A 13,974-nucleotide genomic window follows, 5' to 3' on the forward strand; every position below is an offset into this window, starting at 1 on the left:
CCCCTCGCGCAGTCAACGATAGAATTACTATACGGATGGGAAGTGGATCGACATGATTGAAGCGGCATTGCTTGGCGCCGGCGGAAGGGGGATGTTCGCTTATGCCTCCTATGCGCTGAAACGGCCGAATGAAATCAAATTCGTGGCAGTTGCGGAGCCGAACGACGAGAAGCGGGAACGGTTCGCCAGGGAACATGGCATCCCGCCGGAGCGAGTGTTCTCAAGGTGGGAGGAGCTGCTTGCGGAGCCGCAGATATGCAGGGCGCTGTTCATCTGCACGCAAGATGCCGATCATTACAATCCTGCCATGCGGGCGCTGGACCTCGGCTATGATCTTATATTGGAGAAGCCGATGGCGACAAGTCCGCAGGAATCGCTGGAAATCGCGCAGAAGGCGGAGCGGCTCGGCCGCGCGCTCAGCGTATGCCACACGATGCGCTACGCCACCTACTTCAGCAAACTGAAGGAGCTTGTGGACAGCCGCGTCATCGGCCGGATCATGAACATCCAGTGGACCGAAAACGTCGGCTATTGGCATCAGGCGCACAGCTTCGTGCGCGGCAATTGGCGGCGCAAGGACGAGACAAGTCCGATGATTCTTGCCAAGAGCTGCCACGACATGGACATGATTCAGCATATTGTTGGAGGCGAATGCTTGAAGGTATCCTCCTTCGGCAGCTTGTCGTACTTTAAACCGGAGAACGCGCCGGAAGGATCGACGAAGCGTTGCACGGACGGCTGCAAGGTGGAGCATGAATGTCCGTTCTCCGCGATCAAGTGGTATTACAACGAGAAAGACGAATGGCCGCAAAGCATCGTATCGCTGACACCCAAGCTGGAGACGCGCTGGCAAGCGCTTAAGGAAGGGCCTTACGGCAGATGCGTCTTCCATTGCGACAACGATGTTGTCGACCATCAGGTCGTCAATCTATTGTTCGACAACGAGGTGACGGTCTCGTTCACGATGTCCGCCTTCTCGACGGACAACACCCGCAGCTTCAAGATCATGGGCACAGCGGGCGAAATTCGAGGGTATGACAAGCTGAACGAGATCGAGATTATCCGCTTTAACGGCGAACGCTACAAGGTGACGCCGGAGACGATCGAAGGCGGCCATGGCGGCGCGGACACGAAGATGATGATGGATTTCGTAAAGCAGTTGGAACAAGGAGACGCGCAAGGGAAGTCGCCGGGACTCGTCTCGGCTCGCAGTCATCTGCTTGCATTCGCGGCGGAGCACTCCCGGATGACGGGGGAGACGGTGACGATGAGCGAATACGCGGCGGCAATGCAATAACGATGATGGTCCCCACCGCTATTCAAGCGGCCATGGGGACCATTCTTATAGAGGTTGTTCCAAAAGGAGATGGAATCATCATGGGATTCGGCAGCTATGCCAGCGGTTATTACGATATCGGGACGCAGCTTCCCGATTACTTGAAGCGGCTGGCAGACGATTATTTCGCACGGGATCGGGAAGTGAAGGACGGGCTGCGCGATGTGAAGTCGTTCGAACGTCGCAAAGCGGGATTGAAGGAGTATTTCATGGCAATGATCGGCGGCCTGCCGGAGAGCAGGACGCCGCTGGGAGACGTATGCACAGGCATTGTGGATCGCGGCAGCTACCAGATCAGGAAGATCGTCTATCAAAGTCTGCCCGGCGTATACGTAACCGCCAATCTCTATGTGCCGACCGCAGGCGCCGGGCCGTATCCTGCGATCCTGTTCGCGTGCGGCCATATCGAAGCGGGCAAGGCGGCGCCAATCTACCAGAAGGTATGCATGGAGCTGGTCAGTAACGGGTTCGTCGTACTTGCCGTCGACCCGGTCTCGCATGGCGAGCGAATGCAAGGTTACGATGCAGAGGCGGGCAGGACGATCGTCCGCTGGCATGCGGAGCATACGTACCTGGGGCAGCAGTGCGAGCTTGCGGGAAGGCATATCGTCCGTTATTTCGTATGGGATCTGATTCGCTCCGTCGATTATTTGTGTACAGTTGCAGAGGTTGACAGTACACGGATCGGCATTACCGGCAATTCCGGCGGGGGTATCCAAACGATTATGGCGATGATCGCGGATGATCGGATCGCCGCCGCCGCTCCGTGTACGTACATTTCCTCCCGCGAAGCCTATATGAAGACCGGGCAGCCGCAGGATGGAGAACAAATATGGGATGGCGCGATTGCTGCGGGGATGGATTATGACGACTATATGACCTTGTTCGCGCCGAAGCCGGCGCTGATCGGAGCCGTGGAGTCGGATTTCTTCTGCATTGAGGGGACGCTGGACAGTTACGACAGGGCAAAGCAGGTATATGCGATCTACGGCAAAGAGGATGATGTCGAGCTGGGGCTCGCCAAAGGGACGCATGCCTTCAATGACGAGCTGAGGGGCATCGTCGTCTCCTGGTTCGTCAAGAGGCTGCTGGGGCAAGGGCAATCGGCAACGTTATCCGGGAGCATAACGCCTGAGAGTACGGCTACGCTGCAATGTACGCTGACCGGACAGGTGCTGCAGGAATACGCCAACGCCGTGTCGGTGCAGGCGGACAACGCGGCGGCGTTGCCGGAGCTGCGGCGCGGCCTGCGCGAGCTGGCGCGCGATCCCCGGCGGATGCGAGCAGAGGTTGCCGCCTGGCTGCGCATGCCGGCAGGTGACGATCCCATCCGGCCGCGAATCGTGGGTACAGAGCGAGTCGACCGGGAGGGCTGCCTCATGGAGCAGGCCTTCCTCCGCGAGAGCACGCTATTCTTTAGCGAGCCGAATATGATGGTCGGCGGTATCATGATCGAGCGGGAGGGGAATTCTTGTGACCGAACTACTGTCCTGTTGCTCGATAAGGGGACGGACGGCATTCATACGGAGAATGATTGGATAACGTCGTTGACGGCGGAGAGCCGCGTATTCGCTTTCGATCCCAGAGGGACCGGGGCGTTCCTCAGCAGAGCCGTGAACGGGAGACAATATGACATGATGTTCGGCACGGAATATAAGCTGGGCTGCGATGCCCGCATGCTCGATCGGCCGCTCGCGGGAATGCGCGTATTCGACGCGCTGAGGGCGCTCGACTACGCGGCGCAGCGGGATCCCGGGACGAAGCTTGGCATCGCGGGTCAAGGATATGGCGCTATCTATGCCTTGCTCGCCGGAATCGTGGACGATCGGGTGGATGAGATTTATCTTGAGAATATGCCGGGCTCCTTCGCCGACATGGCGGAGACGCGTTTCTACCCGTACGATGTCCGCAATCATTGGTACGGAGTGCTGCGGCACTTCGATCTGCCTGAGCTTATTGAAGCATTTCGGGATACCAAGAGGATTCGCATCGTTGATATGCCGGATGTCGGCCGTATCGTCAAGTTCTAGTCGCTGCATGCGGGAGGAGGAATCACATGTCAAATACATTATGGCATAATGCCACAATTGCGACGCCTGCCGGACTGCTGCCGGACGGATATGTGCTGGTGGATGACAATGGGGTCATTGTGGAAGTAGGAGAGTTTGGGGACGGGAGGCTGTTGCCGCCTCGTACAAGTGTCAGCCAAACGAAGGATCTGCAAGGCGCTTTATTGCTGCCCGGCCTTATCGACGTTCATGTACACGGCGGCGGGGGGTTCGAGACTATGGCAGGTACAACCGAGCATCTCGACGGCATGAGCCGGTTTCACGCGGAGCATGGCACAACATCGTTTCTTGCGACGCTGATGACGGATGATCCGGATAGGATCGGCGGCGTTCTGGAGGCGACGGCGGATACGACGTTAAGCGGCGTGTCGGGAGCGGAGTTGTTAGGCTCCCATCTTGAAGGACCGTTCCTGAATGCGAAGCGGGCTGGCGCGCAGAGCAAATCGTTTATCCGCAATCCGGACGCCAGGATGATAGACGGCTTCCTTGCGGCAGCGCGGGGAACCATGCGGCTTGCAACGCTTGCGCCGGAGCTGCCGGGAGGATTAGCGGCCGTAGCGGCTTTCGCCGCCGCCGGGGTTACCGTCTCGGCCGGGCATACCGACGCGACGTTCGCCGAGATGGAAGAATCCGTGCGGCATGGCGTCTCGCATACGACGCATCACTTTAACGGCATGCGGCCGTTCCATCATCGGGAGCCTGGGGCCGCCGGAGCAGGGCTGCTGCTTCCGGAGCTGACGGTCGAACTTATCGCGGACGGCATCCACTGCCATCCCGAGGTGATTCGGCTGACTTTCCTGACAAAACCCGTATCGCGCATCTGCATGATTACGGACGCGATGTTATGCGCCGGTCTGCCGGATGGCGAATACGGCGATTCCGTCATGGAAAACGGGCAGATCTATTCCAGGGATCGCTCCACGTTGGCGGGAAGCTCCTTGACGATGATTGCGGCGCTGCGCAACACGATGCGTTTTACCGGTCTGCCTGTGGAGCAAGTGCTGCCATCCTTTACGAGCGTGCCTGCAAGGCAAGCAGGTGCAGATGGTCGCAAAGGGACGCTTGAAGCGGGAAAGGACGCCGATATGATTGTCGTTGACGATCGGTATGAGCTGTTAATGACGGTCGTCCGCGGTCGGACGATCGTAGATCGGAACGCACACATCTGATACGAGGGAGTAGATGCATAATGGCAAATGTCGAACGGACGGTTGCCGTCATCGGAGCCGGCGCCATCGCCGGCCATCATTTTGGCGCGATTGCCGAGATGGAGGGACTGCGGGCTTGCGCGGTTGCGGATCTGAACGCGGAACGGGCGGGAGAGCTTGCCGCTCAATTCGGCGTCGCTGATTACCGGGACTATCGCGAGATGATTACCTCGGAAAGGCCGGACATCGTCGCGATTGCGCTGCCGCATTATTTGCATAAGGAGGCCGCGTTATTTGCCGCTTCCTATGGCTGCCATATGATGCTGGAGAAACCGATGGCGTTATCTACCGCGGAATGCGATGAAATCATTCATGCGGCTCAGCTTGCGGATGTTCGGGTGCTCGTCGGGCATACGCAGCATTACATGGCGGAAAATATCATGGCGAAAACAATGATCGACAGCGGGGCGATCGGTTCGCTGGTTATGATGAACGATATCCGCCATATGGATTATTACCGATCGTCCAGGCCCGACTGGTTTCTGGAGAAAACGAAATCCGGCGGGGGCATTCTTGCCAACCTCGGCACGCATTCCATCGATAAGATTCAATGGCTGGCCGGCAGTGCGGTACGCAAGGTAAACGCCTCGGTCAGCTATCATGGCAGCCGGGGAAACGTGGAAGGCAGCGGGCTGGTTTATTTGGAGCTGGAAAACGGCATGCCGGCCACGATCGTACAAGCGGGATATATCGGAGCCGCCCGCAACGAAACGGAAATCATCGGTACAAAAGGGATGCTCAAGCTGATGACGGGAGACAGCCTGTGGGTCAGCACGGGGGGACCGTACGAGCAGGTGGACGTGCCGCGTTCCGCCGCGCCGTTCGAATTGCAGTACGGAAATTTGCTTCAAGCCATTGCGGGCGGCGGGGAAACCAGTTGTCCGCCAAAGTACGGCAGAGACGTCATCCGGGTGTTGGAGACGGTCTATGCATCGGCTGCTTCCGGGAAGGAGCAATACATGGAAGGTGGAGCTGCGACATGATAATCGGCATAACGGCTCGGTGTTGATTCGTGGAGAGAGGGCGAATGTTGTCGGGAACGTCTGCGTGGAATACAATATTGACACCAGTCGACAAATTTGTCCATAATAAGGGAAGAACGCAGGGAAGCACCCCGCATAGCCGTGCACGAACATGTGACGCTTGCAGGGTGTTTTTGCATGGAAGAAGGGAGAATGAAACGATGGGTGACGGGAAGAAAGACAACAAGCGCGATAAATTGAAGGAGCATCATCCGCGCTATTTGATTGACGAACGTTATGAAATTATCGAGGGCGTCCGGTATGATTTTCTCTCCTCGCCCAAGTATGTCCACCAGAATTTGCTGGGAAAGTTACACTTGGCCTTCCATTCTGCCTGTGCATCGGACGGGAAAATTTTAATGGCGCCCATGGACGTGCATTTTGACGACATCAATGTTTTTCAGCCGGATATAATCTATATCGCCAATGACAATAAAGGCATTATCCGCGACGGTTTTGTGTTCGGCGTCCCAAATCTGGTAGTAGAAATTCTGTCGGAGAGCACAGCGCGTAGGGACAAAACGATCAAAAAATCGGGTTATGAGAAGTTTGGCGTCAAGGAGTATTGGCTGGCTGACCCCATCTATAAGCTGGTGGAGCAATACGTTCTGGTAGAAGGACAATACCGTCTTGCCGCGACGTTAACCGAAGAAGATCGTCTTGTCTCGGTAGTTGTTCCGTGTCTGACGATTGAATTATCGGTCGTCTTTGAGGATGATCTGTGAGATGAAGCTTGCCCGGTTGCCGGGACAAGCTGTATGATAAACTGAATAGACGGGATTGTTTGGATAATGAAGGGGGAAGTACTAATGGATAAGTTGAAAGTCGGAATTATCGGTACGGGCAATATTAGCGGTATTTACTTTCAGAACGGCAAACGATTCGAATCCATGGAGATTGTTGCCTGCGCGGATCTCAATGCGGAACTCGCCGCCGCCAAGGCGGCCGAATACGGCGTTCGGGCATGTACTGTCGAGGACTTGCTTGCGGATCCGGATATTGGGATGGTCATTAACCTGACGGTTCCCAAAGTGCATGCGGCTGTCTCCATACAAGTGTTGGAAGCCGGCAAACACGTTTATTCGGAGAAACCTCTGGCAGCAACGCGCGAAGAAGGGAAACGCGTGCTTGAGGTTGCCCGCAGCCGAGGATTGCTCGTTGGTTGCGCTCCGGATACGTTTTTGGGCGGCGGTCTCCAAACCTGCATCAAATTGATCGAAGACGGTTGGATCGGCACGCCAATCGGAGCCACTGCGTTCATGCTGGGGGGAGGTCCGGAAGGATGGCACCCGAACCCGGATTTCTTCTACCAGCCAGGCGGCGGCCCTCTCTTTGACATGGGACCCTATTACTTAACGGCTCTCGTGGCCATGCTCGGCCCGATCACGCAGGTGACGGGCATGGCCAAGATTTCGTTCCCTGAGCGGACTGCAACAAGCAAAGAGCAGTTCGGGAAAAAAATTAAAGTCGAAACGCCAACCCATATCGCGGGTACGCTCAATTTCGCCTCAGGCCCGATCGCTACGCTGCTGACGAGCTTTGATGTCAAGGCCGGTTCCACGCTGCCCAGAATCGAGTTGTACGGCAGCGAAGGCACGCTGGAAGTGCCGGATCCCAACACATTCGGCGGGAAGATCCTTATCCGGCGCGCAGGCGCGCAGGAGTGGTCCGACATTCCTTTGGCTTACGGCAAAGCGGAGAATGCGCGGGGAGTCGGTGCGGCGGACATGGCAACAGCGATTTTGACCGGCCGCGCCCACCGCGCGAACGGAGAGATGGCGTATCATGTGCTTGAAGCGATGTTCGGCATCCTTGACTCCTCGGAGCAAGGCGTGCATTACGCAATGGAGAGTACATGCCGGCGTCCTGAGCCGTTCCCGCTCGGTCTTGCGGACCACAGCTTAGGCGAGTAACGTTGGAGCTGCGGCGGAGCCGGGCAATAAATGGGGACAATCTTGTACGGAGAAAGGGAAGGACGGGGGCTCTTAAGCCGCCGTCCTTTCTTTTTTAATCGATTGTTAAGAGAGCTTGGGCTGCCGCGATTCTAGCCATAGGAACACGGTATGGCGAGCAACTGACATAGTCCAATCCGGCCGAATGGCAGAAACGAATGGAACGCGGATCGCCTCCATGTTCGCCGCAGACGCCCGTCTTTAGACCGGGATTGGCCTTACGTCCCTTATGGAGCGCGATCTCGATGAGCTGACCTACGCCTTCCGTGTCCAGAATCTGAAACGGATTGTCAGGCAAGATTTGTTGATCAACATAACTGGATAGGAACTTACCTTCCGCATCGTCTCTGCTGTACCCGAAGGTCATTTGCGTCAAATCATTTGTTCCAAAGGAGAAAAAGTCGGCCTCCTTCGCAATTTGATCAGCTGTGAGCGCGGCTCTTGGCACTTCTATCATGGTACCGACCTTATAATCCACATGATGATTTTCGCCAAGGATATCGGCTGCGACGCGATCTGCCAATTCGCGGACCCTCTTTAATTCGTTGACATGACCGACCAACGGAATCATAATTTCAGGCCGGACTTTCATCCCTTTCTCCGTGCAAGCCAAAATGGCTTTAAAGATGGCTTTGAGCTGCATCTCGTATATTTCCGGAACAACAATGCCTAATCGGCAACCCCGCTGTCCCAGCATCGGATTGACTTCATGTAGCGATTGGACTTTACGAATGAGCTTGTTCGTTTCATCGTCTTTATTTGCCGATTCCCGTTGCCGTTGTTGCAAGAGTTCAAGCTTTGGCAAAAATTCGTGCAATGGCGGGTCAAGCAACCGTATATTAACGGGGAGTCCCTCCATGGCGGCGAATATGCCTTCAAAATCCTCTTGTTGCATAGGCAACAGCTGATCCAGCGAGTGTTGGCGTTCTGCCTGGTGTTCTGCGAGTATCATCGACTGAACGACAGGCAGCCGTGCCGATGACATAAACATATGTTCCGTCCGGCATAATCCGATTCCTTCCGCGCCGAATTCTCTGGCCTTCCGTGCATCTTCCGGATTGTCCGCATTCGCAAGAACCTTTAGACGGCGAATCCCATCCGCAAATTGCAGCAATCTTGTCAGCTCTGCCGTCATCTCCGGTTCTTTAAGCGTTACTGTTCCCATAATGACCCGTCCGGTGGAGCCGTCCAATGTGATCCAATCTCCCTCATGCACCTTTCTGCAATTCTCTTGCAGACCGCCAGGGCCGGCTATATCGAAATGACGGTTCATCTTGTCGATCCTTATTTCCTCGCACCCGCAGACACACGGCTTGCCCATTCCTCTCGCAACGACAGCCGCGTGGCTTGTCATTCCGCCTCTGCTTGTCAGTACGCCTTCCGAAGCGATCACTCCATGAATATCATCCGGGCTGGTCTCGGCGCATACAAGAATGACTTTATGGCCTGCGAGCTTCCAATCCACTGCTGTGTCGGCATCGAACACTGCCCGGCCGGATGCCGCTCCAGGGGAGGCGTTAAGACCCTTGGCAATGGTATCCAGTTGTTGCTCGGAATCGATAGCCCGGTGCAGCAGCTGATCCAAGTGCTCCATCTCAATGCGTTTCAAGGCCTCTTCTGCGAGAATAATCCCCTCGTCTACCAAGTCGACGGCAATCTTTATCGCCGCTTGAGCCGTACGTTTGCCGTTGCGTGTCTGCAAAATAAACAATTTATTCTGTTCGACCGTAAATTCAATATCCTGAACATCCTTGTTAAGCAGCTCGAGCTGTTTGGCTATATCGGTTAATTGAGAATAGATGTGTGGCATTTCTCTTTTCATTTCGTTGATAGGCAGCGGTGTTCGAATACCCGCTACTACATCTTCGCCTTGCGCGTTGATGAGATATTCCCCGTACAGCTTCTTTTCGCCCGTTGACGGATTTCGAGTAAATAGTACTCCGGTGCCGCAATCGTCGCCCTTGTTGCCAAATACCATCGATTGAATGGTTACCGCGGTTCCCTGCTCGTCGGGAATACGATAGGCATTGCGATATGTAATAGCCCTTGGATTATTCCATGAGCGAAACACCGCCTCGACGGCCAGTTGCAGTTGGATGTAAACATCTTGGGGGAATACGTTGCCGGTATGGTTTTTAATCAACATTTTGTATGATTCGATCAGTTCCGTCCAAGCCTCCGCAGCGACGTCCCGGTCTTGTTGATAGCCGTATTTCTGTTTCAATTTATGGAGGAGCAGTTCGAAGTGAATCGATTCCACGCCGAATACCACATTGCCGAACATCTGAATAAAACGGCGGTAACAGTCAAAAGCAAACCTGGAATTTTTTGTTTCGCCGGAGAGTCCAAGCACGGTTGCGTCATTTAAGCCAAGATTGAGGATCGTATCCATCATGCCCGGCATCGAAGTGACTGAACCGGATCTGACCGAAAACAGCAGCGGATTTCTCTCATCGCCGAACCTTTGAGATTTAAGCTGCTCGATGCGCAATATCGCGTTACGGATATCCGGCATTAAACCTTCCGGAAGTTGATTGCCGTTCTCGTAAAAAGCTCTGCATACATTCGTCGTGACGGTAAATCCGGGCGGGACGGGGAGGCCCGCGCGGGTCATCTCGGCAAGGCTCGCTCCTTTTCCGCCAAGCCATTGCTTCATTCCGGCATGACCTTCGTGGAAATGTACAATTGAACTAACATTGGTCATAAACTGCTCCTTCGGGTTCGCGACTGGCCCGGTGCTCCAACCGATCGCATTCCGTATAGTAGGTGATTGCGCCTCCATTAGTGGAACCTCCTGATTCTTTTTTGGCATTAAACGAAATATTGAACTCATATATCTTTTATCACATTCTTATATAATACGCAATATATAAAATAAGAACACTATAATTGAGTCATATATAAATCATAAACCATATATATGACGTATTATATATGGGACGAGTATAATGGCGAGCAATACTTTACAATTAGAAGCTTCATATCGTGGACCACACTTCCGAGTTCATGATAGGGTATATGACATCGTGCAAACGCTTCAAAAAAATGATCGCGCTTACCTTCATTATGAAATCGCTTTAAATTTTGATGCGTTTGTGTCGTGTGAATTATTTTCACAAAAAAGAAAAAAAGATATTTACTTTTGATTAATCATTATATATTATACATTATATATAATCCTACTTTGAGAGGGGGCTAACGGCTTGAAGATGACGAAGCAAAACATTATGGAAAAACAGAATATAAGCGAAGACCTTGTGCAATTGATCAAGCAGCAAATCATTGAGGGAGAGCTGAATCCAGGCGATCGTATCGTAGAGACGAAGTTCGCCAAAGACCTCGGGATCAGCCAGACGCCCGTGCGCGAGGCGATCAGGCAATTGTCGGGAGAAGGCGTTGTCGTCATAGTTCCTAACAAAGGGCCGATGGTGCGCGAGCTTAATATGCAGGATGTGTTCGAGATTTATTCGTTAAGGGCGGTTTACGAAGGACTGGCGATTCGCCTGGCTATCCGTAATGCTTCGGATCAGGACATCCAAGAGCTTGAAAGCGTGTACGAAGATATGAAGAGGAAGATGAACGACGATGAAGTTCCTTCGTTGCTTGAGGAATCGCTGTACATCCACCAATCGATCATTCGTCTGTCCAAACATGAACGTCTGATTCGAATGTATAAAACGATCTCGTTTCAGATTGCGCTTGTCAATCGGATTCTCGGAAGGGCCTCAACCAAACAGAAGGAAGTCGAGCAGCACTGGGAGCTGATCGATGCAATGAGAAGGCGCGATCCCGACCATGCGGAAGGAGTCATGCGCGAGCACATTCATCGGTCCTATCAAGAATTCGCGGATATGAAGGAAGTAGACGGTACATTGTTCGATGAACATTCGTGGTTTTAACCCAGAGGGAGGACGTTTATTATGATGCACAATTCATTGCTTATTGCCGACCGGCTCCTTCGAGCGAATCAGGATGAAATCGCGATAGAGCGGCGGGCTCCTCACCGGTCGATAAGACGTCTGGCTGCAGTCGATACTGACAGGCCGAACGCAGTAGGGCTTGACGGCAGTTGGCTTGTTACGCGGGAGGCTTCGTTTACTGGCGCAACGGAGGCTGCCGAGGATTTATCCGATTATCTGGCACGCGCCGGCATTGAAGTGAACGAACATGCGGAGCAGAGGTTTGTTATTCGCGAAGACGCCAGCATCGGCAAAGGATGCTTTAAAAGAGAGGTTCGGATCGGTGAAGTTGTTATAGAGGCATCGGAAGCCAAGGGACTTTGGGCCGGCATCGTCTGGACGGAGCGAGAGTTGTCGGCAAGCGGAGTCGCTTGCCTGGAAGCGGGAATCGTCGAACGTTCTCCGCAATGGCAAGTACAGATCAGTCAGGCGCCGTATCTCTCCAACTATCTCGTGCCTGATCTTGATGAAGCCTATCTCTCCGACGAAGCATTCGGATTGCTTGCGCACTATGGGATTAACGGAATGACGTTATACGGCGATTGGCTGTTGTACGTTGAGAGTCGGATCTTTCCCGAACTCAATCATCCAAAGAGCAAAGAAAACCTGGAGAAGCTGCAAGATGCGGCCAGGCGCGCGGCGAAGTACGGCATTTCATTATACTACGTACCTGTCAGCCCGAAGCTGGACGGCAATCATCCCTTATTCCAAAGAGTACCTTCCGCGCGGGGAGCCCGCATCAATCCGGGGCTAGTCCAGAACGGCAAGGAAATATACAATTTATGCTCGTCGGATCCCGACTGTCTGGACTTCCACGGGGAGACGATGGCGAATTTGTTCCGGGAAGTACCCGAATTAGGCGGCTTGATTCTGATCATCGGCGGCGAGTCTTACTATCATTGCTTTATGAGACCCGATTTGAGAGATTTGCCGGATGAGGCCCGAACGAATTGTCCGAATTGCAGGGACAAACAACCGGAAGATGCAGTGAACGGCCTTCTTCGGGCGACGGCGGATGCCGTGCATGCCGTGAAGCCGGATGCGCCGATAATGACATGGCCATACAGCGCGTTCGTGTGGTCGAGCGACCCTGCGCAGTTGGCGCTGATCGACGGCATGTCAAACGGCGTATCGCTGCTCAGCACAATCGAGAAAGATGAATGGGCGGTCAAGGAAGGGTACGACAAGAAAATTTGGGATTATTCCGTCGATTATACAGGCCCTGCCACCAATCTGCTCCAACAAGCGGAAGACGCGGCTGGCAAGCAAATCCCGCTATATATCAAGACGGAAACGGCGATTGGTCTCGAGTGCATCCATATTCCCTATATGCCCGCGCTGGGCCGACTGGAAGAGAAATGGCGGAATACGGCAGCCATGTCGCCGGCCGGAGTGCTTCAATCATGGATGTTTTTCGGAATGTGGGGATCGCGCGCGGAGGAACTGGGATGGTGGGCATCATGGCGTCCCGAACTGTCGGCAGGAGAAGCTGCAGCCATCATGGCCAAACGGGATTTCGGACCGGCCGCCGAAGCGTTTATAAACGCTTGGAGAGAACTGGATCAGGCCGTCGCGCATTTGCCATATATCCCGATTTATTTTACGGGACCCGAATTTATCGGTCCGGCTCACCCGCTAGCATTCGGGGACTTGCCCGATGAACCCGAGTTGTATGAAGCGCTTCTCTATTACTTGCAAGAGAATGAGGAAACTTTCTCCAACGCAACAAACGAAGTAAAGCATTCGCTTGTATTGACTTCATTGCCCCATTCGCATATGAAGTTCACCATCAGGCCTCGAAACGACAGCGAGCCGGCAGACATCTTGATCCGGGAATACGAAATTGCATGCAGGCATGCTTTGCAAGCTTATCAGGCAGTCGCATCGGCTCCCGCATCCGAGGATTCGCTGCAAGTCAAGATGGCGGCCGAAGAATGCGCATTAATCGAATATGTGTACAGGACGCTCCTGACGACGCTAAATACTTACAAGTTCCTATTGGCCAAAGAGAGCGGAAACAAAAATCTGATGCTGGAGATTGCGGCAAAGGAAAGAGAAAATGCGGAAGCGGCAGTCCCGCTGCTTGCGCGGGCGCCATGGCTGGAGCTGTCGCGCCGTACCGATGGAGAGTTTCCGTCCACGGCAACCATGCTGGAGGCCAAGTTGAGAAGCCTGGCTAATGTGTTGGGCCGTTAATGGAAACGGTCGAAACCGATTTAAGCTTCCCGCACGTCAGCGAGCAAAAGGCGGCGTCGAAGGAGAAGTTTAAATAGATTATATCGATGTAGAGGGGGATCGGAACAGACTTTCGGTGAGGAAGAGGGGTGAGGAAAACAAAATATGATACCAACCGAAAGCAGCAAGCGGGGCAACCTGGTGGGCTGCGCTTGATGAACGAGTTCGACAACACGCGAACAATGGGCAAGAG

The 13,974-nt window shown here is 53.9% G+C and carries 9 protein-coding genes; 8 read left to right on the top strand and 1 reads right to left on the bottom strand.

What is annotated here, in order from left to right; translation table 11 throughout:
• Positions 1-52: 52 nt before the first annotated feature.
• The 6 genes from H7F31_RS15485 (at position 53) to H7F31_RS15510 (ending at position 7,548) form a co-directional block, all read left to right on the top strand.
• Complete coding sequence (locus tag H7F31_RS15485) at positions 53-1,297, top strand: Gfo/Idh/MocA family protein (RefSeq protein WP_187104915.1); 1,245 nt, start codon at positions 53-55, stop codon at positions 1,295-1,297.
• Positions 1,298-1,377: 80 nt separating this feature from the next.
• On the top strand, positions 1,378-3,366 hold the full coding sequence (locus H7F31_RS15490) for an alpha/beta hydrolase family protein (RefSeq protein ID WP_187104916.1): 1,989 nt from the start codon (positions 1,378-1,380) through the stop codon (positions 3,364-3,366).
• A 26-nt stretch (positions 3,367-3,392) separates the two neighbouring features.
• Positions 3,393-4,574: an N-acetylglucosamine-6-phosphate deacetylase gene (nagA, locus tag H7F31_RS15495; protein ID WP_187104917.1), complete on the top strand. Its 1,182-nt coding sequence runs from the start codon at positions 3,393-3,395 to the stop codon at positions 4,572-4,574.
• Positions 4,575-4,594: 20 nt separating this feature from the next.
• Positions 4,595-5,596 carry a Gfo/Idh/MocA family protein gene (locus H7F31_RS15500; protein WP_187104918.1) on the top strand — a complete coding sequence of 334 codons (1,002 nt, stop codon included), beginning with the start codon at positions 4,595-4,597 and terminating at the stop codon, positions 5,594-5,596.
• A 200-nt stretch (positions 5,597-5,796) separates the two neighbouring features.
• A complete protein-coding gene (locus tag H7F31_RS15505) occupies positions 5,797-6,360 on the top strand; it encodes a Uma2 family endonuclease (RefSeq protein WP_187104919.1) in 564 nt (187 codons plus the stop codon).
• Positions 6,361-6,444: 84 nt separating this feature from the next.
• Positions 6,445-7,548, top strand: a complete 1,104-nt coding sequence (locus H7F31_RS15510; protein ID WP_187104920.1) for a Gfo/Idh/MocA family protein — start codon at positions 6,445-6,447, stop codon at positions 7,546-7,548.
• A gap of 94 nt (positions 7,549-7,642) precedes the next feature.
• Here H7F31_RS15510 and ppdK read toward each other — a convergent pair whose 3' ends face one another.
• Positions 7,643-10,291 carry a pyruvate, phosphate dikinase gene (gene ppdK, locus H7F31_RS15515; RefSeq protein WP_187105377.1) on the bottom strand — a complete coding sequence of 883 codons (2,649 nt, stop codon included), beginning with the start codon at positions 10,289-10,291 and terminating at the stop codon, positions 7,643-7,645.
• A gap of 505 nt (positions 10,292-10,796) precedes the next feature.
• Between ppdK and H7F31_RS15520 the strand changes: the two genes are divergently transcribed.
• Positions 10,797-11,486 (top strand): GntR family transcriptional regulator, encoded by a 690-nt coding sequence (locus tag H7F31_RS15520; RefSeq protein ID WP_256975537.1) that lies wholly within the window; start codon positions 10,797-10,799, stop codon positions 11,484-11,486.
• A gap of 21 nt (positions 11,487-11,507) precedes the next feature.
• Positions 11,508-13,742: a hypothetical protein gene (locus tag H7F31_RS15525; RefSeq protein WP_187104921.1), complete on the top strand. Its 2,235-nt coding sequence runs from the start codon at positions 11,508-11,510 to the stop codon at positions 13,740-13,742.
• Positions 13,743-13,974: the final 232 nt, after the last annotated feature.

Origin of the sequence: Paenibacillus sp. PAMC21692 (assembly GCF_014303795.1) — a bacterium.
Lineage (GTDB): Bacteria > Bacillota > Bacilli > Paenibacillales > Paenibacillaceae > Pristimantibacillus > Pristimantibacillus agaridevorans.

Bases quoted from the DNA above. Each gene is read 5' to 3' on its own strand.
- nagA (WP_187104917.1), top strand. From the start codon at position 3,393: ATGTCAAATACATTATGGCATAATGCCACAATTGCGACGCCTGCCGGA.
- H7F31_RS15510 (WP_187104920.1), top strand. From the start codon at position 6,445: ATGGATAAGTTGAAAGTCGGAATTATCGGTACGGGCAATATTAGCGGT.
- H7F31_RS15490 (WP_187104916.1), top strand. From the start codon at position 1,378: ATGGGATTCGGCAGCTATGCCAGCGGTTATTACGATATCGGGACGCAG.
- H7F31_RS15525 (WP_187104921.1), top strand. From the start codon at position 11,508: ATGATGCACAATTCATTGCTTATTGCCGACCGGCTCCTTCGAGCGAAT.
- H7F31_RS15485 (WP_187104915.1), top strand. From the start codon at position 53: ATGATTGAAGCGGCATTGCTTGGCGCCGGCGGAAGGGGGATGTTCGCT.
- H7F31_RS15500 (WP_187104918.1), top strand. From the start codon at position 4,595: ATGGCAAATGTCGAACGGACGGTTGCCGTCATCGGAGCCGGCGCCATC.
- H7F31_RS15520 (WP_256975537.1), top strand. From the start codon at position 10,797: ATGACGAAGCAAAACATTATGGAAAAACAGAATATAAGCGAAGACCTT.
- ppdK (WP_187105377.1), bottom strand. From the start codon at position 10,291: ATGACCAATGTTAGTTCAATTGTACATTTCCACGAAGGTCATGCCGGA.
- H7F31_RS15505 (WP_187104919.1), top strand. From the start codon at position 5,797: ATGGGTGACGGGAAGAAAGACAACAAGCGCGATAAATTGAAGGAGCAT.